The following is a 21,903-nucleotide window of genomic DNA, read 5'->3' as shown; positions in this document are numbered from 1 at the left end:
CTACTTCAGGCGCCAGTATTGGTCGGACGGCCCGCCAGCCACCTCGCATGTGGCGAGCTGCAGGCGCGTGCCGTTGGCGGTGGCGGGGGCGCCGCGCACATCGAGACACAGGCCGGACAGGCGATGGCGGATCAGCCCCTCCTTGGTGAACTGCCACTGCTGGTCGGTGGTCGAGCCATTGGGGTTCCGCCCGGAAAGCTCGCAATCATAAAGGATCAGGGCGGTCCCTGCCTTGATGCCGGGAGCGCCGGGCACGTCGATGCACTTGCCGGAAAGGGCGTTGCGGATGAAGCCTTGCGGCAGGACTTCCCACATCTGGTCGGTAGGCGTCCCGTTGGGGTTCAGCCCGGAGAACTCGCAGGTATAAAGGATCAGCGGCGCGCCATTCTTGGTGCCGGGGGCGCCGGACACGTCGATGCACTTGCCCGAGAGCTGGTTGACGATGAACTTGCCCTGCGCGCTCGCCTCGCCCGCGCAGAAGATCCCCGCCGTCGACAGCGCGGCGGCGAAAAGCCAGTTTCCGATGTTCATGAAATCCCCCATCCCGGCCATCAGGCTCGACCCTTGTTCCCCGTCAAGCCTGGCCGTAACGTCATTCTCATAGCAAGGTCCGGGCGGAGGCAATATGCTCCGCACCTTGACTGGCTCCCCCTCTCCCCCTATAGGAGCCGCTTCCCGATAGAGCGGGTGAGTGCACGCGGGTCTTCTGGCCCCGACGCGTTCCCCGCGCCATACGAAGAAAAAAGGACTTTCGCCATGTCCCGGCGGTGTGACCTGACCGGCAAGGGGGTTCAGAGCGGCAACCTCGTGAGCCACTCGAACCGCAAGACCAAGCGCCGGTTCCTGCCGAACCTGTGCAACGTGACGCTGGAGAGCGAGACGCTGAAGCGTTCCGTGCGCCTGCGCATCAGCGCCAACGCGCTGAAGAGCGTGGACCACCGCGGTGGCCTCGACGCTTTCCTCGCCAAGGCCCGCGACGAGGAGCTGTCTCCCGTTGCCCTCGACCTCAAGCGCCAGATCGCCAAGGCCGCCGCTGCCGCTGCCGCGGCCTGAGCCTTCGGGTTTCCCGAGACGTTTTGAACCGCGGACGGCAACGTCCGCGGTTTTTCGTCGTGGGTGCGCTTCTCAGCGACGGGGTGTGCCGCCGCCCGCGCTGCGCCCGGCCACGGCCCAGTAGGCAAGGCCTCCGCCGGCACCGGCGATGAGAAGGTCGATCGTCACCCGCGCCAGCAGCGGGTCGCCGAGAGAATCGGTGACGAGGGAGAAGCCCAGCCAGCCCGCCGCGGCCCAGATCGCGCCGGCCGCCACATGGGAGAGCGGATGGCGCAGGCTTTTCCGTTCCGAGACGGCGATCCACACCAGTGCCGGCACAAGTCCGCATACGGCAGCGAGCAGATAGGCGAAGCCAGCGGACGCGATCGCCACGCCATAATACAGCGCCAGCCCCTCGGACGCGCCGGGAGCGGGCGCTATCCGGTCCATGGCGGCGCCGACAAGCGGCAGCAGGCTTACGGTGACGAGGACGGACGCGAGATAGGCCAACGCCAGACGACCCGTGCGCCGGGCCGCACCGGGACCGTCGGCGCCGGGACTCATCTGGGGGGCGACTCAGGCGAGGGCGGCGACAGGTCCGGCCGGCGGGGTGGCGGGGGCAGGGCGCCGGCCCGCTCGGCGGGCGAGCGCAGGATGGGCTTGAAGAAGCCGGCCGTGGAGCCTGCCACCAGCCAATAGGCAAGGCCGCCGGCAAGGCCCGCCGCCACCACATAGAAGGGATCGCCTGCCACCGCCGTCGCGCCATCGGTGGGCGCGAAGAGCTGGGCGCCGATCCAGGCCGAGACAACGCCATTGGCCACGTGGAACATCCACGAGCGGATGGCGAAGGCCTCCGAAAACAGGATGCCCACCGCCGCCACCAGCCACATGAGCATCAGCAACATGAACAGCACCACCACGGTGGTGGCGATGGCGACGATGAAGCCCAGCGCCCGGTCGCCGGGATCGGCGGCGGTGAACAGCGAGCCGATGCGCCACTCCCCGATGAGGATCACGCACGCTCCCGCGATCACCGACGCGAAATAGCCGAGCGGCACCAGAACGAAGCGCAGCAGCAGGCGGACGAGGTTGTCCATGGGCTCAGGCGGTCTCGGGCAGGTGGCAGACGGCTTCCACGTTGAGGCCATCGGGATCGAACACGAAGGCCCCGTAATAATTGGGGTGGTAATGCGGGCGCAGGCCCGGCGCGCCATTGTCCCGCGCACCGGCGGCGATGGCGGCGGCGTAGAAGGCATCCACCGCCGCGCGGTCCGTCGCGGCGAAGGCGAGATGCAGGTGCCCGGTGGCGACCGGCGCATCGCCGATCCAGAAGTCCGGCTTGCCGGAGCCGATCACGCCGAAACCGATATAATGATGCCCGCCCGGGGGGCTCGCCTCCATGAGGATGCCGTAGCCGAGGGGGGCGAGCGCCGCGAGGTAGAAGGCGCGGGAGCGCGCCACGTCGTGAACCGAAATCCCCACATGGTCGAGCATGGCACGCGTCTCCGGAAAGGGGCGGGCGCTATTCCGCCTGGGCCATCATGGCGCGGTAGGCGAGGCGCTCGCGGGCGGTGAGCTTCTCGCTCTCGCTCTTGAGCTGGCCGCAGGCGGCGAGGATGTCGCGCCCGCGCGGCGTGCGCACCGGGCTCGCATAGCCGGCGCGGAACACGATGTCCGAGAAGCGCTCGATGGTCTCCCAGTCCGAGCACTCATATTGCGTGCCCGGCCAGGGGTTGAAGGGGATGAGGTTGATCTTGGCCGGCACGCCTTCCAGCAGCTTCACCAGCGCGCGGGCATCGGCGGGCGAGTCGTTCACGCCCTTCAGCATCACGTATTCGAAGGTGATGCGCTTGGCGTTGGAAGCGGCCGGATAGGTCCGGCAGGCCTCCATCAGCTCCTTGATGGGGTATTTCTTGTTGATGGGCACCAGCACGTCGCGCAGATCGTCGCGCACCGCGTGCAGCGAGATGGCCAGCATGGGGCCGACTTCCGAGCCCAGCCGCTCGATCTCCGGCACCACGCCGGAGGTGGAGACGGTGATGCGCCTTCTGCCGAGGCCGAGGCCGTCGCCGTCCGAGAGGGTCTCGATGGCTTCCTTCACGCTGTCATAGGCATAGAGCGGCTCGCCCATGCCCATGAAGACGATGTTGGTGACGAGCCGGTCGCCCTCGGTGGGCAGGCCGGGGCCGACGGCGCGCTCGCGGCCGGGATAGTCGCCCAGCCGGTCACGGGCCACCATCACCTGCGCCACGATCTCGGCGGCGGTGAGGTTGCGCACCAGGCGCTGGGTGCCGGTGTGGCAGAAGGAGCAGTTCAGCGTGCAGCCCACCTGCGAGGAGACGCACAGCGTGCCGCGGTCGCTCTCGGGGATGTAGACCGTCTCGATGTCGTGCGGCCGCTCGCCCGGGTGGTCCGCCGGGAAGCGGAGCAGCCACTTGCGGGTACCATCCTGCGACACCTGCTCTGCCACGATCTCGGGGCGGGCGAGGGTGTAGGCCTCTTCCAGCCGGGCGCGCAGGTGCTTGGAGACGTTGGTCATCTCCGAAAAGTCGAGGGCGCCGCGCAGGTAGATCCAGTGCCAGAGCTGGTTGACGCGCATGCGCCGCTCGGAGCCCTTCACGCCGATGGCGTCGAGCGCATCGCCCAGCTTGTCCCGGTCGAGGCCGACGAGGGACGCGCGCGCAGGCGCAACCTCGGGAGCCATGGGGGGCACGGCGGTTTCAGGCGTGAGCGTGGGGTCGGGCATGGCTTCGGGCGTGGACATCATCCGCCACACATAATCCCTCGCGGCCCACCTTTCCACGGGAAGAATGCGGGAGCCGCCCCGCGTCCGCCTCAGGGCTTGTTCGTGCCGGCCCCGTCGCCCTCGGCGAGCAGCGCCTTCAGCCGGGCCTCCTCGGCCGCCGAAAGGCGGGGCGCCGGGGGCGCGGCGCTGCGGCGGCGCAAAGCGAGGATGGCGCCGAGGCCGCCCAGCAGCAGCACGAGGATGGGCGCCCCCCACAAAAGAGCGTTGCGCCAGGACATGCGCGGGCGGAGCAGCACGAATTCGCCGTAGCGGGCCACCATGAAGTCCAGCACCTGGCTGTCGCTGTCGCCCGCCTTCAGCCGCTCGCGCACGATGATGCGCAGGTCCTTCGCCAGCGGCGCGTCAGAATCGTCGATGGACTGGTTCTGGCAGACCATGCAGCGCAGTTCCGCCGAGATGGTGCGGGCGCGGCTTTCCATCACCGGATCGCCCAGCACCTCGTCCGGCTGCACGGCGAAGGCCGGGCTGCCGAGGGCGAGGAGGAGCAGGAGCGCGGCGAGAAGGGGGCGCGGGTTCGGTGCCATGGCGTTCACTCCGCCGGCGCCACGGCCTGGCGCTGCTTCTTCGCCGCCGGACGTGGTGCGCCCACCCTCAGGCGCCGGTCGGCGAGGGAGAGCACGCCGCCCAGCGCCATCACCACCGCGCCGAGCCAGATCAGCGTCACGAACGGCTTGAAGGTGGCGCGGACGGAGACATGGCCGTCGGCGGCTTCCTCGGCCATGCTTACATAGAGCTGGCTGAAGCCGAACGTGCGCAGCCCCGCCTCGGTGGTGGCCATCTGCCGCGCGGCGAAGGTGCGGCGAGAGGCCTCGATGGTGCCGTCCGGGACGCCGCCGTCGCGGATGGAGAAGACGGCGGTGCGGGCGCGGAAGTTCGGCCCGGTGCGGTTTTCCAGCCGGTCGAGAGTGAGGGTGCGCGAGCCGATGGTGATGGTGTCGCCGAGCTTCACCGCGGCGATCTTCTCAAGGCTCCACGAGGTCTCGCAGACGATGCCGAGCAGGCACACGCCCACGCCGAAATGGGCGATGGCCGTGCCATAAGCCGAGCGCGGCACGCCGGCGAGCCGGGCGAGCGCCACCTTCGCCCCCACGCGGCCGAGGCCGGCGCGTTCGGCGAGGTCGGTCAGGGCGCCGAGCATGATGAAGGCGGCAAGGCCCACCGCCAGCGGCGCCAGCACCGGACCGCCGGTGGTCGCTGCCGCCGTCACCACCGCCGCGACGATGGCGAGCCCTGCGGCGAGCATCAGCCGCTGCGCCGCGCCGAGGATGTCGCCGCGCTTCCAGGCGAGCAGCGGGCCGAACGGCATGGCGAAGACGAGGGGCAGCATCAGCCCGCCGAACACGAGATTGAAATAGGGCGGGCCCACCGTAATCTTGGCGCCGGTGAAGGCTTCGAGCGCCAGCGGATAGAGCGTGCCCACCAGCACCGCGGCGGTGGCGGCGGTGAGGAACAGGTTGTTGAACACCAGCGCCCCCTCCCGCGAGATCGGCGCGAAGAGGCCGCCCTGCTTCAGCTCGGAGGCGCGGAAGGCGAACAGCGCGAGTCCGCCGGCGATGAAGAAGGTGAGGATGCCAAGTATGAACACGCCCCGCGCCGGATCGGTGGCGAACGCATGCACCGAGGTCAGCACCCCCGAACGCACCAGGAAGGTGCCCACCAGCGAGAGCGAGAAGGCGAGGATGGCGAGGAGGATGGTCCACACCTTCAGCGCGTCGCGCTTCTCCATCACCACGGCGGAATGCAGCAGCGCGGTGGCGGCGAGCCACGGCATCAGGGATGCGTTCTCCACCGGGTCCCAGAACCACCAGCCGCCCCAGCCCAGCTCGTAATAGGCCCAGTAGGAGCCCACCGCGATGCCGAGGGTGAGGAACACCCAGGCCGCCAGCGTCCAGGGCCGCACCCAGCGCGCCCAGGCGGCGTCGATCCGCCCCTCGATCAGCGCCGCGATGGCGAAGGAGAAGGAGATGGAGAGCCCCACATAGCCGAGATAGAGCAGCGGCGGATGGATGGCGAGGCCGGGGTCCTGGAGGATGGGATTGAGGCTGCGTCCCTCGGCCGGCGGGGGCACGATCCGCGCGAACGGGTTTGAGGTGAACAGGATGAAGGAGAGGAAGGCCGCCGCCACCGCGCCCTGCACCGACAGCACCAGCGCCTTGAGCCGGTCCGGCAGGTTGGCGCCGAACACCACCACCAGCGCGCCGAAGATGGCGAGCACGAACACCCACAGCAGCATGGAGCCTTCGTGGTTCCCCCATGTGGAGGTCACGCGGTAGACCAGCGGCATCTGGGAGTGGGAGTTCTCCACCACGTTCACCACCGTGAAGTCGGAGGTGACGTAGAGCTGCACCAGCGCGCCGAAGGCGAAGGCGACGAAGCCGAACAGAGCGAGGGCGATCGGCCCCGCGGAGCCCATCAGCACGGCGTCGCCCCGCCCCGCGCCCCAGGCGGGCAGGATCACCTGCGCGAGGGCCAGCGCGAAGGCGAGGGCGAGGGCGTATTGCCCGATCTCGGCGATCATGCCTCAGCTCCCGGGCTGGCGGGTGGAGGGGGAAGCGGCACCGGGCGCGGGCGCCCCGTCCTTCCAGAGACCCTGCTGCTTCAGCGCGTCGGCGACTTCGCGGGGCATGTATTTCTCGTCATGCTTGGCAAGCACGCTGTCGGCCTTGAACTGGCCGTCCGGCTGGAGCGCGCCTTCGGCCACCACGCCCTGACCCTCGCGGAACAGGTCGGGGAGGATGCCCTGATAGGCCACCTTCACCGTGGCGTTGCCGTCGGTGATGGAGAAGGTGGTGAGCGTGCCGGCCTTGGTGACGCTCCCGGTCTCCACCAGCCCGCCGAGCCTGAGGCGCGCACCGGGCGTCACCTGCTTCTGCGCCACCTCGGTGGGGGTGCGGAAGAAGACGATTGTGTCATTGAGCGCCGAGAGGATGAGGCCGGCGGCAAGCGCGAGCACGCCGAGCCCGGCGCCGATGAGGATCAGCCTGCGCTGCTTGCGCGTCATCCTTTTCCTCCTGTCGGCAGGGCCTTCTCCGCCGCGTCGAGACGGGCGAGGGCCGCCGGATCGTCTTTGAAGGCAGCGCGCGCCGTCTTGAGCGCGGCGTCTGCCTTGTCCTTGTCGCCGAGCACGCCGTAGGCGCGGATCAGCCGCTCCCAGCCGTCAATGTCGTTCGGCTCCTTGTCGAGCCGGGCGGCGAGACGCTCCACCATGCCACGTATCATGGCGTTCCGGTCCTGCGGCGACATTTGGGCGGCCGCATTGACATCGGCGGCACCGGGACCCGGTGTCGCAGGGGAAGATGCTGCGGGCGGGACCGTACCGCCGACGCGGGCCAGCGCCTCCGCCACCACGGGCCGGTAGGGGGCCGAAGCCGGCGTGCGGGCGAGCAGGTCGCCCCAGATGCGCGCCGCATCCTGCGTGCGCCCGTCCTGCTCCGCGGCGAGGCCGAGGAAATAGGCGGCGCGCGGCTCGGCCGGGTTCAGCGCGAGCGCGGCGGCGAAGGCCTTGGCGGCGTCCGCGGTGACGAGGCCGTCCGCCGCCACGACCAGCGCGTCGCCGCGTGCCGACAGGCGCTCGGCGGTGGGGCCGAGAATGCGGATGGCTTCGCCGTAGGCGCGGGCGGAATCCTCGGGACGGCCGAGGCGCAGATAGATGGGGGCGAGGATTTCATAGCCCTGCCCGTCATTGGGGTTCTTCTGGAGGTGCTCCTCCACGCGGCGCACCAGGATCGCGACGTCGCTGCGATCCGGCGTCGCCGACAGGCGCTCGGCGAGGGGCGCGCCGGGAATGCCGGGCGAGCCCATCACCGCATAGAGCGCGGCGGCGCAGACCGGGACGAAGACGAGCGCCACGATGGCGGCCGCGCGCCGGCGCCGGCCGGCGATGGCCGGGTCGGCGGAGGCGGCATCGGCCGCTGCGTCGGCGGCCAGCATTCGCCGGGCGACCTCGATGCGCGCGGCCTCCGCCTCGGCGGCGGGCAGGCGGCCGGACTTGGCGTCGCGGGCGAGCTCGGCGAGCTGGTCGCGATAGACGGCGAGGTCCGCCTCCCGCGTCGCCTTCATGGTGCGGGCGCGCGACAGCGGCCACAGCACGGCGAGGGCCGCGACGGCGGTCATGAGGGCGAGGGCCGTGAACAGAGGGAGTGAAATCATCACCTGCGAGCCGTTAGCGGCTGACGATCGTCGTGCATAGGTCACACGCCGTCCCAGCGGCGCGGAGCCGCAGGCGATCAGGCGTTCGTGACCGATCCGCGCCAGATCGACACCGTCCGGGCGATCCGGTACACCAACGCACGGCGCGCCGCATCGTGCAGCGCAACAGCGCGGAGGAGACGCGGATGGGCCTGTTCGACCAGATGATGGGCGGCATGCTGTCCAACATGCTTGGCCGTGCCGGGCCCGAGGGCGCCGGCGCCCTCATCGACACGCTCCTGAGCGGCCCCATGGCCACGGCACTGCCCGGCATTCTCGACGGGGCGCTGGCGAAGACGCCGTATGGCAGCATCGAGGGCGTGCTGGCGCAATTGCACGAGGCGGGGCTGGCGCACGAGGTGGAGAGCTGGCTTTCCACCGGCCCCAACGTGCCGGTGAGCGCGGACGAGATCGTCAATGCGCTGGGCGCCGAACCCCTCAACGCCATTGCGAACGGCCTCGGCCTCCAGCCGGAGATGCTGCCGGAACTCCTGGCCAAGCACCTGCCGGCCATCATCGACCGCTTCAGCCCCAACGGCGTGCTGGATCTTCCTGGCCGGTGATTGCCCGGCCGGTGATTTCCGGGACGGTGAGTGTCGGGACGGAGATTTCCGGGACGGGCTTAGCCCGTCCCTTACGCATCATCTGAACGCGCTTAGCGGCATCCGCTCAGCCGCATCCCTCACTTGCACTCCTGCGCCACCCGATCGATCGCCTGGCCGAGGCCGACCAGCGAATATTTGTCGGTGGTCACGTTGCCGCGCAGGGAGGTGGAGGCGACCGTGAGGTCCTTGCCGCGCTTCATGGCTTCCACGAGCTTGGATTCGTCCGCCACGTTGCGCACCCATGCGCCCTGATCCTTGGTGTAGAGCTGGAGCGTCGCGTTGCCGACCGTGAGGGTGGCGTCGGAGCCCTCCTTCAGGGGGAAGCCCATGGTGACGGTCACTTCGTTCTTCACGTTCTCACCGGGACGGGTAGAGATGAAGAAATAGGCCGGATCGCGCTTCAGCCCTTCGGGCGCGCGGGTTTTCGGCTGGGAGATGGCGTAGCAGACCTTCGGACTGGAGGTGGAGACGTAGACGCTCCAGTCGCCGAACTGAGCCACCGCCTTCGACTGAGGCTGACCCTGCGCTGCGGCCGGGGCGGCTGCGGCACAGGCGAGGAACATGCCCAGGAGAGCAGGATGGACACGAGGAAGCGTCATGGCTTCTCCTAAATCGCTGGGGCCCTTTAAGGCAAACTGACTTCGGGCTGGCCGCCGGCTGTCGGGTAGCTGCGCAGGCGGTCAAAAAAATGGCGGGGTAGTCTTGCGTTTTCCTAACCCAAAGGCTCGGCTCCGCTCAATGCGCCGGACGTGCGAATTCGCCCGATTCGTTGCGCCATGGGACTTTGCGAGACTGTCCGGCCGCTCGGTGAAGCGCAAGGCGCAGGGTTCGTAAGGGGCCGGTGCCGTCGCGGAAGGGCGTATTTACCCCGTGCTTCCACCCAGTTGGGTTAATTTTTGGTAATCCGGTCCCGTTCATGCGGGAGAGAAGGAGCGTTCATGAAAGCGGTGGTGTGCGCGCGCCATGGTGCCCCCGAAACCCTCGAGATTCGCGACTTGCCGCAGCCGGTGCCCGGTCCCGGTGAGGTGCTGGTGAAGGTCGCGGCCATCGGCCTTAATTTCTTCGACACGCTCATCATCCGCGATCTCTACCAGGTGAAGCCCGAGCTGCCCTTCTCCCCCGGCGCGGAATATGCCGGCCATGTGGCGGCGCTGGGCGAGGGCGTGACCGGCTTTGCCGTGGGCGACCGGGTGTGCGGCTATCAGACCTACGGGGCGGCGCGCGCGTATGTCGCGGCACCCGCCCAGTTCCTGGCCAAGGTGCCGGATGACCTCGACCTCGTGAAGGCGGCCGGCCTCATCGTCACCTATGGCACGGCGCTCTACGCCCTCAGGGACCGCGGCGAACTGAAGGCGGGCGAGCGGCTCGCCGTGCTCGGCGCCTCGGGCGGCGTGGGCCTCGCGGCGGTGGAACTCGGCCGGGTGCTCGGCGCCCGCATCATCGCCTGCGCCTCCTCGCCGGATAAGGTGCGCTTCGCCCTGGAGCACGGCGCGGACGAAGGCTTCGACTATGCCTCCGGCGACCTCAAGGCCGCGCTCAAGGCCTTCGGCGGCGAGAAGGGGCTGGACCTGGTCTACGACCCCGTGGGAGGCGACATGGCCGAGCAGGCCCTGCGGGCGCTGGGCTCGCTCGGCCGCTTCCTGGTGGTGGGCTTCGCCGCCGGCGAGATCCCCAAGATCCCGCTCAACCTGCTGCTGGTGAAGAATTGCGACGCGCGCGGCGTCGCCTTCGGCACCCATGCCCGGGCCAATCCCGGCTGGCTGCGCGACGCGGTGGCGGAACTGATGGGCTATGCGCGGGACGGGCGCATCTCCGCGCACGTGGACAAGACCTTCCCGCTGGAACACTGCGCCGAGGCCCTTGGCGAGATTTCCGGGCGCAGGGTGAAGGGCAAGGTCGTGCTCACCATCGCGGACTGAAGCTCAGGCCGGTCGGTCGTCCTCTGTGGTCGGCCGGCCGTCGGGATCGAGGGCGGATCGCGCCGCCTCGTAATGCTCCGGCTTCACATGGCCCGAGAGCAGCTTGAGCGCGCCCATCAGCACCGCCGCGTCGTCGCCGAAGCCGATCAGGGGCAGGAGATCCGGCGTCAGGTCGAACGGCAGAATGAAATAGGCGAGTGCGCCGAACAGGGTCGCCCGCACACGCAGCGGCGTCTGGCGGTCGAGGGCGGCGTAATAGCTCGCCACCGCGTCTTCGGCGAAGGGAACGTGCCGGGCCGCGCCGCGCATCTTCTTCCAGAAGCCCTTGCGGACGCTGGCTTCGTCTTCGGCCACCTTGTCGCGCTCGGCGCCGGAGAGCCGGTCGAAATCATCGGGGTTCAGCGTGTGCGTGGTCATGCACAGTGAAATGGGGACCGCCCGGCCGGCCGCAAGGGCCGGGGGCTAGAGGAGCGGGTAGGCCGCTTCCACCAGATAGGGGCCGCCGCCGACCGAGTCCCGCGAGGAGAACAGCACGAAGCGCGGCACGCGGAACGGCGGGGTGCGGAAGGAGCCGCGCGCGGCGAGGTAATCTGCCACCTGCCGAGAGGAGGCGTCGCGCAGCCGGGCGAGGGTGACGTGGGGCTTGTAGTTGCGTTCCGCGCCAAGACCGAGGCGCTGCATGATGCGCTCCTGCTCGGCCTGCAGCTCCATCAGCGCCGCATTGGCCTTCACCGCCGCGAACACCGCGCGCGGTTTGTGGCCGCCGAACTGGTCCAGCCCGTCCAGCGCGATGTCGAAGGCGGGGCGGCGCACCTGGCCCAGCATCAGCATGATGTCGCGGCCGGTGGCGTCGTCCACGTCGCCGATGAAGCGCAGGGTGACGTGGTAGTTGTCCTGGTCGATCCAGCGCGCGCCGGACAGCCCGCCCCGCAGCATGGAGAGGCCGAGCCCCACCTCTGGGGGAATCTCGATGGCGGTGAACAGTCGCGGCATTGAACCCTCCGCGAAGGCCGGCGGAACGGTGCCGGTCTCACGAGCGACCGCGGCGCAACCGCGGGCCCAACGCTTGCAGTGAAGGAGATTCGCGCGCCGAAGGAAAGGGCTCTGCCACGCCTTCGGCGACGCTGAAACAAACCGCCCGGCCGGAGCCGGGCGAAATGTCGGGGGCTCAGCGCTGGCCGGGCCGCGGGCGGTTCTGCGGCGCCGCCCTCTGCTGCGGCATGGCCCGCGGCTGCGGACGCATCTGCTGGGGCCTCATCTGCTGCGGCCGTTGCTGGGGCCGCATCTGCTGGGGCCGCTGTTGCGGACGCATCTGCTGCGGCCTTTGCTGGGGTCGCATCTGCTGGGGCCGCTGTTGCGGACGCATCTGCTGCGGCCGGTTCTGCGGCCGCACGTTGGCTGGCCGGTTCGGCTGTGCCGACGGTCGGTTGGGCCGGTTGGGGCCCGCGTTCGGATAACCGGGCCGGTTCGGTCCGGCACCGGGATAGCCGGGCCGGTTCGGTCCAGCGCCCGGGACACCGGGCTGGCCGGGACGGCCCGGACGACCGGGGCCGACGCCGGGTGTGCCGGGATAGCCAGGACGGCCGGGACCCGCGCCGGGCTGGCCGGGGATGTTGCCGGGCATGCCGGGACGGCCGGGGCGACCGGGTCCGACGCCGGGTGTGCCGGGATAGCCAGGACGGCCGGGACCCGCGCCGGGCTGGCCGGGGATGTTGCCGGGCATGCCGGGGCGGGCGGGACGACCGGGTCCGACGCCGGGCGTGCCGGGATAGCCGGGGCGACCCGGTCCCATGCCCGGGCCGCCCGGATATCCGGGACGGCCGGGGGCACCGGGAACGACAGGCATTCCAGGACGGCCGGGGCCGACGCCGGGTCCACCGGGATAGCCGGGCGTGCCGGGACGGCCCGGACCACCGGGATAGCCCGGACGGCCGGGGGCACCGGGAACGAGAGGCATTCCGGGACGGCCTGGACCGACGCCCGGTCCACCCGGATATCCGGGCATTCCGGGACGGCCGGGTCCACCGGGACCACCCGGTGCTCCGGGTCCACCGGGCCAGCCGGGACGGCCGGGGCCTCCAGGACCACCGGGCCCACCAGGACCACCAGGCCAGCCGGGACGTCCCGGACCGCCGGGGCCTCCCGGACCACCCGGCCAGCCGGGGCCACCCGGACCGCCGGGCCAGCCCGGACGACCGGGACCGCCAGGGCCACCCGGCCAGCCGGGACGGACCGGCGGCGGCACGCCGGGACGGCCGGGACGCCACGGTCCGGGTCCCCAGACCGGGGGCCTGCCGCCACCCCAGCCCGGACCCCAATAGGGCGGACGCACCCAGCGCGGCGGCACGACCCACACCGAGTTCCACGGCCGGTTGTTCCAGCCCCAATTGTTGTTCCAGTAGGAGCCGACCAGCACGCCGGCGCCGAACGCCAGGGCGCCGGTGGCGAAGGTGGTGAACACCTCCGAGCTGTCATAGGCCGGCACGTAGATCCGCTCGGGATCGGCCGGCTGGATGTAGATGGTGCGCGCGGGGCCGCTGCCGCCGCTGCTCGTGGGAACCTCCTGCGTCGTCACCACCTGCTGCGGCGTCGTCTGCAGATTGCCGACCGCCTGCGCCTTGGCGCGCAGCATCTGGATGGTGTTGGAGACGTCCTGCGGCTGTGTCGAGAAGGCGAGGCCGAGGGATTCCGCCCATTCCATATGCTCGTGGAACAGGATGATGACGTCGGGAAAACGCACCAGCGCCTTCACCGAGGAGTCCCAGTTGAAGGCATCCACGGCGGTGAAGTTGCGTTCCTGGACGGGGCCGGGATTGGCGATGATCCAGTTGTAGGCTTCCACCAGCTGTTCCGGGAACAGGGTTGCCGGGAACAGGATGGCGAGCAGCGGGTCCGGATAGAGCGCCACCGGGCCAAGCAGATATTCAAGCTCGCTGAGCGAATAGGCCGGCTGCACCTGATCGCCCGCCTGAGGCGGCGGCAGCGGCTGGCCCTGCGGCGCCGGCGGGACGGTGCCGGGCTGGACAGCCGGAGGCCCTCCCTGCGGATAGCCCTGGGCGCCCTGCGGCCCGGGGGGCGGTGTCTGGGCGAGGGCCGGGTAGATGGTGGACCAGCCGAACACCGCCGCGACGGCGATGCGCGAAAGGTTTCCCGTCCGCCCCTTGACGCAGTTTCTTACGGATATGCCACCCATGCGGCCCTCCTTGTGGCGGCGTTTTGACCGAAGGTTAGACCTGTCGGCGCCACCGTGTCCTTGATGTTGCTCTATTTCTTGCTGGGCCTGCTCAGGGCAGGGGCACGAGGATTTCGATCTCCAGCGCCTCGGGGGAGGCGGTCAGGAGGTCGGTGCGGTAGCGCTCGATATAGAGGTCGTTCTGCTCGATGTTCTTTTCGTCGAGATAGTTGGCGATCTGCTCGTAGGTGTTGTCCATGTCGCCGAACGAGCCGGTATGGACGAACCGCAACACCTTGCCCGCGAAGGAGCCGCCGAGCTTCATGGGCTCCGCCGGCTTCTGCGTGGTGGTGCCCGAGAACGGCACCTGCACCTCATAGTCGAACCCGCGATCGTCGCTGGTGTTGTACATGACGAACACTTGGCCGGCCTGCGTCAGGCCCAGCCGCTTCAGCTCGGTGTCGGCCTTGCGGACGGCCTCCACCAGCTTGTCATAGGCGTCTTCCCACGAGGAAGAGCCCGAGATCGTCAGCACCGGTACCGGCGACAGGGTCAGTTCGTCCGGCGCAAAGGTCGACGCGGCGGGCGCGCCGGGCGTGACGGGGGTCGTCTCCACCTTCTTCGGGTCCACCACCGGCGGCGGGGTCAAAGCGTCCGGCCCCTTCTGCGGGGCCTGCGCCGCCGCGGGAGCCACCAGCGCCATCATCAGCCCGAAAACAACCGCCGCCCGTCCGAGCCTCGTCCCCCAAACGCCCGTCATCGTCCATCCTCCCGCGGGCCGAAGGGCCGCGACGCACTCTGTCTAGCATGTTCTCATGCCGCAGTTCGGCGCCATTGCGGCGGGTTGCAGGCGGCGCGGGGGTGGTGTGATGGACGGAACGGCGCCATATAGGGCAAAGACCTATCAGGACAGCCCCGGACGCCCGTGAACCCGCTCAGCCACCGCCCCTTCGTGAAGATGAATGGTCTCGGCAATGAGATCCTCGTCCTCGACCTGCGCGCCGATCCGGTGGAGGTGCCGCCCGCCGCCGCGCGGGCGCTGGCGCGCCCTTCCGTGCTGCCGTTCGACCAGGCCATGGTGCTCTATCCGCCGCGCCGGGCGGACACCGCTGCCTTCGTGCGCATCCTCAACAATGACGGCTCGCTTTCCGCCGCCTGCGGCAACGGCACACGCTGCATCGCGGCGCTGGAGGCCGAGCGCACGGGCGCGCCCCACGTCTTGTTCGAGAGCGAGGCGGGGTTGCTCGATTGCACCCTGCGCCCGGACGGGCAGGTGAAGGTGGACATGGGCGCCCCCCGCCTCGGCTGGCGCGACATTCCGCTGGCCCATGATGTGGGCGACACCGCCTCCGTCCTGGTGCCCGGCTTCGAGAATCTCGGGCCGGCGGTGATGGTGAGCATGGGCAATCCCCACGCCATCTTCTTCGTCCCCGATGCCGACGCCATGGATGTCGAGGGCCTCGGCGCCGCGCTGGAGCATCATCCGCTCTTCCCCGAGCGCGCCAACATCTCGTTCGCCAGCCTCACCGCGCCGGACCGCATCCTGCTTCATGTGTGGGAGCGCGGCGCCGGCCGGACCCGGGCCTGCGGCACCGCCGCCTGCGCCACCGGGGTCGCCGCCGTTCGCACCGGCCGCACCGGCCGGGCCGTCACAGTGACGCTGCCCGGCGGGCCGCTGGAGATCGAATGGCGTGAGAGCGACGGCCACGTGCTGATGACCGGGCCGGTGGAGCATGAGTTCGCCGGTACCCTCACCCCCGCCATGCTGGGGGAGGCCGCCTGATGGCGGAGGGGCCGGGCGAGCAAAGAGGCGTCGATGTGGTCAATTTCGGCTGTCGCCTGAACGCGCTGGAAGGCGATGGCATCGCCCGTGCCGCCACGGCCGCAGGGCTGGAGCGCGCCTTGGTGGTGAATACCTGCGCCGTGACGGCCGAAGCCGTGCGGCAGGCGCGCCAGGCCATCCGCCGCGCTCGCCGACGTGATCCCGCGCTCAAGGTCATCGTCACCGGCTGCGCCGCGCAGACCGAGCCCGCCACCTTCGCCGCCATGGACGAGGTGGACCTCGTGCTTGGCAATGCCGCCAAGACGACAGTGGAGACTTGGGCGGCCGCCCGCACCTCCCTGGATTTCGGCGTCTCGGCCGAGCAGAAGGTGCAGGTCCAGGACATTTCCGCGGTGCGCGAGGCGACGCCCCATCTCGCCGACCGGTTCGAGGGGCATACCCGCGCCTTCGTTGAGGTGCAGAACGGTTGTGACCACCGCTGCACCTTCTGCATCATCCCGTTCGGCCGCGGCCCCTCGCGCAGCGTGCCCATGGGCGCGGTGGTGGCGCAGGTGGCGCGGCTCGTCGCAAGCGGGCATGGCGAGGTCGTGCTGACCGGCGTCGATCTCACCGCCTATGGCGGCGACCTTCCGGGCGCGCCGACCCTCGGGCGGCTGGTGCGGGCGGTGCTCGCCGGCGTGCCCGAGCTGAAGCGGCTGCGCCTCTCCTCCATCGACGCGGTGGAGGCGGATGCCGAGCTGATGCGGGCGCTGGCCGAGGAGGAGCGGCTGATGCCGCATCTGCACCTCTCGCTCCAGTCCGGCGACGACCTCATCCTGAAGCGCATGAAGCGCCGCCATAGCCGGGCCGAGGCGCTCGCCTTCATCGCCGCGCTCCGGCAGGCGCGGCCGGACGTGGTGCTGGGTGCCGACATCATCGCCGGCTTTCCCACCGAGACCGAGGCGCAGGCCCGCGCCACGCGCGACTTCGCGGAGGAGGCAGGCCTCGCCTTTCTCCACGCCTTCCCCTATTCCGCCCGGCCGGGCACGGCAGCGGCCCGCATGCCGCAGCTTGCCCCGGCGCTGGTTGCCGAGCGCGCGGCGCGGCTGCGTGAGACCGGGGCAGGGCTGCTGCGCCGGCACCTGTCGGCCGAAGTCGGCCGGCGCCGCACGGTGCTGGTGGAAGCGGGCGGGCGCGGACATACCGAACATTTCACCCCGGTGCGCCTCTCCGGCGCGGCCGTGCGCGGCAGCCTCGCCGATCTGAGGATCGCCGGGCATGACGGCGCTCGGCTCATCGCGGCGTGACGCATTTCATGGGATTTCGGGCATGAGCCAGCAGGACGGCGGAAACGACAAGAAGAAGCGCGGCTTCTGGGGCTGGCTGAAGGGCGAGCCGGCGGCCGAAACGCCTGTTGCGCCGGAGCCCGCTCCCATCGAGCCGGAGCCTGCTCCATCGGACGTCGCACCGGAAGCGCCCGCACCGGCACCGGTCGAAAGCGTTGCCGCCGAAGCTGCGGAGGCCCCTGCGCCCGAGCCCGTCGCGCCCGAGCCGGTTGCCGCGATCGAGGAGCAGCCGGTCGCCGAGGCGGAGCCCGAGCCCGTCGCCGAGGTCACGCCCGAGCCGGTCGAAGTCCCCCAACCTGTTGAAGCCCCCGCGCCTGAGCCGACCCCGGCCCTCGCCGCCGAAGCTCCCCCGCCCGACCTCCCTCCGCCGGCGGAGGAACCCGTGGCCACGGCCCCGGCCCCGGAGCCGCGCAAGGGCTTCTGGAGCCGCCTCGCCTCGGGTCTCGCCCGCACAGCTTCCAGCCTCGGGCAGGGCATCACCGACCTCGTTTCCAAGCGCAAGCTCGATGCGGCGACGCTGGAGGAGCTGGAGGAGGTGCTGATCCGCGCTGATCTCGGCGTCGAGACCTCCATGCGCATCGTCGAGGACGTGGGGCGCGGTCGGCACGACAAGATGATCTCGGCCGAGGAGGTCAAGAGCCTCATTGCCGCCGAGGTGGAGCGCATCCTCGCTCCGGTGGCCACGCCGCTGGTGGTGGACACCGCACACAAGCCGTTCATCCTGCTGATGGTGGGCGTCAACGGATCGGGCAAGACCACCACCATCGGCAAGCTCGCCTCCCAGTGGCGCGTCGAGGGCCGCAAGGTGGTGCTGGCCGCCGGCGACACCTTCCGTGCCGCTGCCATCGAGCAGCTGAAGGTGTGGGGCCAGCGCACCGGCGCCACCGTCATCGCCCGCGAGCAGGGGGCCGATGCGGCGGGCGTCGCCCATGACGCCATTACCGAGGCGCGCGCCCAGAACGCGGACATCCTGATGATCGACACCGCCGGCCGGCTGCAGAACCGCACCGAGCTGATGGCCGAGCTGGAAAAGGTCGTCCGGGTCATCAAGAAGCAGGAGCCCACCGCGCCCCATGCGGTGCTTCTCGTGCTCGACGCCACCGTGGGCCAGAACGCGCTTTCGCAGGTGGAGGCCTTCGCACGCATCGCGGGCGTCACCGGCCTCGTCATGACCAAGCTCGACGGCACGGCGCGCGGCGGCATCCTTGTGGCCATCGCGGCGAAGCACAAGCTGCCCATCCATCTCATCGGCGTGGGCGAGGGGCAGGACGATCTCCAGCCGTTCGCGGCGCGGGATTTCGCACGGGCCATCGCCGGGCTGGAATGAGGTCTTTCGCGGCTGTGCGGTAGCACTCTGCCGCCCTGCTGCCGTTTCGGCACGCGGCGGTTGCGAATCCGCCGTTCCTCGGGAAATGTCGGCCTTGAGCGCCGCCGTGCGCCATCCCGAGGATCGCCGCAATGACCCGTCCCACCCGCCGCCTGTTCTCCCTGTCGCTGGTCGCCGGCAGCCTTCTGGTCCTCGCCGGAGCGGCCTCGGGCGCGGAGACGACGCCGCTGTTCAAAATCGTCACGGTGAAGGACGAGATCGTCGTCGGCCTCGCGCCGCAGGACGTGACAGCGCTCGGCGGCAGCGACGTGACGGCCATCGGCCGTGCGCTGAAGGCGAAGGGCGAGGTGACGCTCTGGCGTTATGCGGTGCGCAAGGGGGCGGATGGGGCACTGGAGCAGGCGCCGGTGGCGCGCGTCAGCATCCTCGGTAATGACAGCCTGCGGGTCGAGCCCTACACCACCCCTTTGAAGATCATCGCGCCCCAATGAGGCGCCTTTTCCTCCTCGCGCTCGCGGCGCCGGTGCTGGTCGGCGAGGCACGAGCGGAAGACCCGACGTGGGTCGCCGCCGCCACGGCGCACCTGCCGAAGACGCTGGTCGCAGGCCGCGTGTTGCGCGCGGGCGAACTGGGCCAGACGGCGCTGATCGCCGTCTTTCCCGCCGGCACGGATGATCCCGGGACGCCGGGCAGCGCCTTCGCGCCCGGGCAGGTGCTGGAGGTGACGCTGGCGCCGGAGGGCGATGCCCGGAAGGTTGTCTCGGCCACCGTGCGCCCGCGCACCCCGCAGGACCCGGCCGGCGACGATCCCTTCGCGGAGGATCAGGGCGAAATCCTCGCCGGTCTCGCGAAGCAGAAGGCGGAGGCGGGGGTCGAGCCCTGCCATATCCGGGCATGGTCCATCGACAAGAGCCGCAAGGGCCTTGCCGTGCGGGCGGCTCCCTCCGCCACGGCGAAGGTGGTCGGCACCCTCGCCCCGCCGCGCCACACGCCCGAGTCCGGACAGGGCGAGGACGACAGCTGGCACGTGGAGTTCGAGATCACCGGCTACAAGGACGGCTGGTTCCGCATCCGCAACGCCACCCCGCCCGGCGCGCCCTATGACGATCCGCCGCCCCGCTCCTATCCGAAGACCTATAAGGGCGCCGGCTGGATCCCGGCGGACAAGGCCGGCGGCGCCTATGCCAACACGCAGATGCCGGTGATGCGCCTGCACCAGGCCCCCAACGTCGATGCGAAGGACATCCCGCCCGGCGATGACGCGGCCGACCCCTCCGGCAACCTGCCCATCGACGGCACGCTGGAGCGCCTCTACGCCTGCTCGGCCAACTGGGCGCTGACGAAGAGCCGGGATGGCAAGCGCGGCTGGTGGCGCGGCATCTGCTCCAATCAGGTCACGAACTGCAGCTGACTGTCAGCCCCGCGGCATCGCCAGCAGGTCCACATGGCCGATGACGCAGCCCTGCGCCATCGCCCGCGCCTGATGCCAGTCCGCGGCGACCGCGGCCGGCACGCGACCGCTCTCCACCGCCGCCTGCGCGGTGCCTTTCGCCAGCTCGGCGATCAGCTGCCGGTCGCCGGCGTCGAGCCGCCACGGGCTATTTGCGGTCTCGATGGCGTAGCCCGCAGCTTCAAGGGCCTCGCCGAGGATGGTGGCCGCGTCCGCGCCTGTGGCGGGGCCGAAGCCCTTGTCGGTGCCCTGATGGGCGCGGAAGGCGTCCGCGATTTCCGCATCCGCCGGATGAGGAGGCGACCAGGCATCCCGGCCGTCGCAGGTCAGCGCCGCATGGAGAACCACGCCGCTGCCGGCGAACGCTGCCGCGAAGCGTCGGCACCAGTCCGCCGACACGAGATCGTAGAAGGCCGAAGCGGTGACGAGATGGGGCCGGAACGCCAGCGGCGCGGCGGGATCGGCGGCGATGTCGCGCAAAGCAAATTCCACCGTCACCTCCTTGCCCGCGAGATCGAGCACCAAGGTCCCGCCATCCTCCCGCCAGCCGTCCGCGAAGGCGCGAAAGGCGGTCCGGGCGGCCTCGGCGAGGGTGTCGTCGTGGTCCACCAATATCCAGTGCTGGCGCGGTCCGAGCTTCGGCGCGAGGGCCCGGAGATTGGAGCCGGAGCCAGCGCCGAGATCGACGATGCGCTGCTCGGCGAGGGGGGACAGTCGGGCGGCGAGTTCCGCCTCGAGCGCCGCCGCGCGGGCGCGATGGTCGGCGACTTCCCGCAAAGCGAGCCACCCGGCGGAGAAGGTCGCGGCAGGCGCGGGGGTCAATTCGCTCATCGGTCGGCGACCTCCATCACGACCCGGCCGATCACGGCGACGGTGTCGGACCAGTCGGGCAGGGCCGTGCCGGCGGCGAAGGCGGCATCGGCCATCGCCCGCCGGCGCGCGGGATCGACGAGCAGCGCGCGCAGCGCCGCCGCAAGGGCTTTCACATCGCCGGGAGCGACCTTGAGGCCCGCCCCGTCGGGAACGGTCTCTCCCGCCGCGCCGCCGGTGGTGCAGATGACGGGCAGGCCGCGCCGCAGCGCCTCGGCCAGCACCATGCCATAGCCCTCATAGAAGGAGGGATGGACGAAGATGTCGGCGGCCGCATAGGCCTCGTCCAGCGCCGCCACATGGAGCGCGCCGGCGAGGCGGATGCGGGGGCCAAATCCGGCCGCGCGGGCGGCGATCTCCCGCGCCGTCCCGGGCTCGAAATCCGGGCTGCCGACGATGGTCAGCGTCCAGTCGAGATCCGTGAGGCCGTCGAGAGCGTCGAGCAGCACGCCATAGCCCTTGCGGGGCGTCAGCGACCCCACTGCGATGAGCCGGGGCGGCTGGCCGTCCGCCAGCACGCGGGCCGCGGGGGCGGTACCGGGCAAGGCGAGGGTGATCTTCTCCGGCGGCACGCCATAGCGCTCCACCAGCATCCGCCGCGTCTCCGGGCTGACGGCGATGACGGCGGCGGCAGCGGCCAGCGCCCCGGCCTCGCTCTCCAGCAGGCGGGCCGCGATCTCCTCAGAGAGGCCAGTCTCCAGCGCAAGGGGATGATGCACCAGCGCCACCACAGGCCGTTCGAGCCGCCGCAGGGCCTCGCCCGGCAGGGCGCCGAGGGCGAGGCCATCCGCCAGCAGCACGGTGCCGGAAGGTGTCGCGGCAAGAGCGGCGAGGGCCGGCCCGATCTCGTCCGTCGTGGGAAAGGGGAAGCCGCCCTGGAGCGAGAGCGGCACCGCATCGAAACCCTGCGCCTTGAGGCCGGCGAGGATGCGCCGGTCATAGGCATAGCCGCCGCTGGGAGTGTCGATGGCGCCGGGATGGACCAGTGCCACCGCCGGCCGCGCGGGAGCGCTCACGCGGCAGGGCCGATGTCGGCCTCGTACCAGGCGCGGGCGACGTGGGATTCGTGCAGCGACACCCGGATGCGCACGATGCCGTCGCCCCCGGTGCCGAGATCGCCGGAGCGGGCGGCGGCGGCCATGTGGTCGAACACGTGGCGGGCCAGCACCTCGGTGGTGGTATTGCGGCCGGCGAAGGCGGGCACCTCGTCGAGATTCTTGTAGTTGAGCGGGCCGAGCACGCCCTTCAGCGCCTCATGGGCGCGGGCGATGTCCACCACGACGCCTTCTTCGGTCAGGTCCTCGCGATAGAAGGCCACATCCACCACGAAGGTCGCCCCGTGCAGCGCCTGCGCCGGGCCGAACAGGTCGCCCCGGAATGAATGGGCGATCATGATGTGGTCCCGCACCTCTACCGCGTACATTGA

25 protein-coding genes are annotated in these 21,903 nt (G+C 70.6%); 8 read left to right on the top strand and 17 right to left on the bottom strand.

Annotated elements, in window-relative coordinates; translation table 11 throughout:
• Positions 1 to 531 (bottom strand): RICIN domain-containing protein, encoded by a 531-nt coding sequence (locus tag D7006_RS21200; protein WP_237354454.1) that lies wholly within the window; start codon positions 529 to 531, stop codon positions 1 to 3.
• A 225-nt stretch (positions 532 to 756) separates the two neighbouring features.
• On the opposite strand from D7006_RS21200, the gene rpmB reads away from it, so the two are divergent.
• Positions 757 to 1,053 (top strand): 50S ribosomal protein L28, encoded by a 297-nt coding sequence (gene rpmB / locus D7006_RS21195; RefSeq protein ID WP_237354453.1) that lies wholly within the window; start codon positions 757 to 759, stop codon positions 1,051 to 1,053.
• A 72-nt stretch (positions 1,054 to 1,125) separates the two neighbouring features.
• Here the strand turns inward: rpmB and D7006_RS21190 are convergent, their stop codons facing one another.
• From D7006_RS21190 to ccmI, 8 genes are all read right to left on the bottom strand, one after another.
• Complete coding sequence (locus D7006_RS21190; RefSeq protein ID WP_237354452.1) at positions 1,126 to 1,596, bottom strand: hypothetical protein; 471 nt, start codon at positions 1,594 to 1,596, stop codon at positions 1,126 to 1,128.
• A complete protein-coding gene (locus tag D7006_RS21185; RefSeq protein WP_237354451.1) occupies positions 1,593 to 2,129 on the bottom strand; it encodes a hypothetical protein in 537 nt (178 codons plus the stop codon). The genes D7006_RS21190 and D7006_RS21185 overlap by 4 nt, the downstream gene beginning before the upstream one ends.
• Before the next feature lie 4 nt (positions 2,130 to 2,133).
• Positions 2,134 to 2,526 carry a VOC family protein gene (locus D7006_RS21180; RefSeq protein WP_229646235.1) on the bottom strand — a complete coding sequence of 131 codons (393 nt, stop codon included), beginning with the start codon at positions 2,524 to 2,526 and terminating at the stop codon, positions 2,134 to 2,136.
• A gap of 28 nt (positions 2,527 to 2,554) precedes the next feature.
• Positions 2,555 to 3,778: a 23S rRNA (adenine(2503)-C(2))-methyltransferase RlmN gene (gene rlmN, locus D7006_RS21175; RefSeq protein ID WP_229646868.1), complete on the bottom strand. Its 1,224-nt coding sequence runs from the start codon at positions 3,776 to 3,778 to the stop codon at positions 2,555 to 2,557.
• Positions 3,779 to 3,867: 89 nt separating this feature from the next.
• Positions 3,868 to 4,362 carry a cytochrome c-type biogenesis protein gene (locus tag D7006_RS21170; protein ID WP_237354450.1) on the bottom strand — a complete coding sequence of 165 codons (495 nt, stop codon included), beginning with the start codon at positions 4,360 to 4,362 and terminating at the stop codon, positions 3,868 to 3,870.
• A 5-nt stretch (positions 4,363 to 4,367) separates the two neighbouring features.
• Positions 4,368 to 6,356 carry a heme lyase CcmF/NrfE family subunit gene (locus D7006_RS21165; RefSeq protein ID WP_237354449.1) on the bottom strand — a complete coding sequence of 663 codons (1,989 nt, stop codon included), beginning with the start codon at positions 6,354 to 6,356 and terminating at the stop codon, positions 4,368 to 4,370.
• A 3-nt stretch (positions 6,357 to 6,359) separates the two neighbouring features.
• Entirely contained in the window at positions 6,360 to 6,839 is a 480-nt protein-coding gene (gene ccmE, locus D7006_RS21160) for a cytochrome c maturation protein CcmE (protein ID WP_229645837.1), read from the bottom strand.
• Entirely contained in the window at positions 6,836 to 7,987 is a 1,152-nt protein-coding gene (gene ccmI, locus D7006_RS21155; RefSeq protein WP_237354448.1) for a c-type cytochrome biogenesis protein CcmI, read from the bottom strand. Before ccmI ends, ccmE begins: the two co-directional genes overlap by 4 nt.
• 155 nt (positions 7,988 to 8,142) lie before the next feature.
• Here ccmI and D7006_RS21150 point away from each other — a divergent pair, with 155 nt between their 5' ends.
• The gene (locus D7006_RS21150) at positions 8,143 to 8,589 is read left to right on the top strand and encodes a YidB family protein (protein WP_237354447.1); all 447 of its coding nucleotides are present in this window, start codon (positions 8,143 to 8,145) and stop codon (positions 8,587 to 8,589) included.
• A 119-nt stretch (positions 8,590 to 8,708) separates the two neighbouring features.
• Here D7006_RS21150 and D7006_RS21145 read toward each other — a convergent pair whose 3' ends face one another.
• The gene (locus D7006_RS21145) at positions 8,709 to 9,230 is read right to left on the bottom strand and encodes an invasion associated locus B family protein (RefSeq protein WP_237354446.1); all 522 of its coding nucleotides are present in this window, start codon (positions 9,228 to 9,230) and stop codon (positions 8,709 to 8,711) included.
• 339 nt (positions 9,231 to 9,569) lie between these two features.
• Between D7006_RS21145 and D7006_RS21140 the strand changes: the two genes are divergently transcribed.
• Positions 9,570 to 10,550, top strand: a complete 981-nt coding sequence (locus D7006_RS21140) for an NADPH:quinone oxidoreductase family protein (protein ID WP_237354445.1) — start codon at positions 9,570 to 9,572, stop codon at positions 10,548 to 10,550.
• Positions 10,551 to 10,553: 3 nt separating this feature from the next.
• Here the strand turns inward: D7006_RS21140 and D7006_RS21135 are convergent, their stop codons facing one another.
• The 4 genes from D7006_RS21135 to D7006_RS21115 all read right to left on the bottom strand — a co-directional run bounded on the left by D7006_RS21135 (position 10,554) and on the right by D7006_RS21115 (position 14,482).
• Positions 10,554 to 10,967: a YkvA family protein gene (locus D7006_RS21135; protein ID WP_229645247.1), complete on the bottom strand. Its 414-nt coding sequence runs from the start codon at positions 10,965 to 10,967 to the stop codon at positions 10,554 to 10,556.
• Positions 10,968 to 11,012: 45 nt separating this feature from the next.
• The gene (thpR, locus tag D7006_RS21130) at positions 11,013 to 11,543 is read right to left on the bottom strand and encodes an RNA 2',3'-cyclic phosphodiesterase (protein WP_169121674.1); all 531 of its coding nucleotides are present in this window, start codon (positions 11,541 to 11,543) and stop codon (positions 11,013 to 11,015) included.
• Between the two features lie 175 nt (positions 11,544 to 11,718).
• On the bottom strand, positions 11,719 to 13,743 hold the full coding sequence (locus D7006_RS25350) for a DUF3300 domain-containing protein (RefSeq protein WP_305852686.1): 2,025 nt from the start codon (positions 13,741 to 13,743) through the stop codon (positions 11,719 to 11,721).
• A 91-nt stretch (positions 13,744 to 13,834) separates the two neighbouring features.
• A complete protein-coding gene (locus tag D7006_RS21115; RefSeq protein ID WP_237354444.1) occupies positions 13,835 to 14,482 on the bottom strand; it encodes a GyrI-like domain-containing protein in 648 nt (215 codons plus the stop codon).
• Positions 14,483 to 14,647: 165 nt separating this feature from the next.
• Between D7006_RS21115 and dapF the strand changes: the two genes are divergently transcribed.
• From dapF to D7006_RS21090, 5 genes are all read left to right on the top strand, one after another.
• Positions 14,648 to 15,505 carry a diaminopimelate epimerase gene (gene dapF / locus D7006_RS21110; RefSeq protein ID WP_237354443.1) on the top strand — a complete coding sequence of 286 codons (858 nt, stop codon included), beginning with the start codon at positions 14,648 to 14,650 and terminating at the stop codon, positions 15,503 to 15,505.
• On the top strand, positions 15,505 to 16,791 hold the full coding sequence (gene mtaB, locus D7006_RS21105; protein WP_237354442.1) for a tRNA (N(6)-L-threonylcarbamoyladenosine(37)-C(2))-methylthiotransferase MtaB: 1,287 nt from the start codon (positions 15,505 to 15,507) through the stop codon (positions 16,789 to 16,791). The genes dapF and mtaB overlap by 1 nt, the downstream gene beginning before the upstream one ends.
• 22 nt (positions 16,792 to 16,813) lie before the next feature.
• Complete coding sequence (gene ftsY, locus D7006_RS21100) at positions 16,814 to 18,157, top strand: signal recognition particle-docking protein FtsY (RefSeq protein ID WP_237354441.1); 1,344 nt, start codon at positions 16,814 to 16,816, stop codon at positions 18,155 to 18,157.
• A gap of 131 nt (positions 18,158 to 18,288) precedes the next feature.
• A complete protein-coding gene (locus D7006_RS21095; RefSeq protein WP_237354440.1) occupies positions 18,289 to 18,648 on the top strand; it encodes a hypothetical protein in 360 nt (119 codons plus the stop codon).
• Positions 18,645 to 19,568, top strand: a complete 924-nt coding sequence (locus D7006_RS21090; protein WP_237354439.1) for an SH3 domain-containing protein — start codon at positions 18,645 to 18,647, stop codon at positions 19,566 to 19,568. Before D7006_RS21095 ends, D7006_RS21090 begins: the two co-directional genes overlap by 4 nt.
• 3 nt (positions 19,569 to 19,571) lie before the next feature.
• On the opposite strand, the gene D7006_RS21085 is transcribed toward D7006_RS21090, so the two are convergent.
• Genes D7006_RS21085 through D7006_RS21075 form a run of 3 tightly spaced genes read right to left on the bottom strand, consistent with a single transcriptional unit; the run spans position 19,572 to position 21,900 of the window.
• Entirely contained in the window at positions 19,572 to 20,438 is an 867-nt protein-coding gene (locus D7006_RS21085; protein WP_237354438.1) for an SAM-dependent methyltransferase, read from the bottom strand.
• Complete coding sequence (locus D7006_RS21080; RefSeq protein ID WP_237354437.1) at positions 20,435 to 21,493, bottom strand: glycosyltransferase family 4 protein; 1,059 nt, start codon at positions 21,491 to 21,493, stop codon at positions 20,435 to 20,437. Before D7006_RS21080 ends, D7006_RS21085 begins: the two co-directional genes overlap by 4 nt.
• The gene (locus D7006_RS21075; RefSeq protein ID WP_024277257.1) at positions 21,490 to 21,900 is read right to left on the bottom strand and encodes a 6-carboxytetrahydropterin synthase; all 411 of its coding nucleotides are present in this window, start codon (positions 21,898 to 21,900) and stop codon (positions 21,490 to 21,492) included. Before D7006_RS21075 ends, D7006_RS21080 begins: the two co-directional genes overlap by 4 nt.
• Positions 21,901 to 21,903 lie beyond the last annotated feature (3 nt).

It is taken from the genome of Xanthobacter sp. YC-JY1 (assembly GCF_021730305.1).
Classification (GTDB): domain Bacteria; phylum Pseudomonadota; class Alphaproteobacteria; order Rhizobiales; family Xanthobacteraceae; genus Xanthobacter; species Xanthobacter flavus.
The sequence above is the reverse complement of the archived record's forward strand: the minus strand, read 5'-3'. Positions and strand labels throughout refer to the sequence as shown.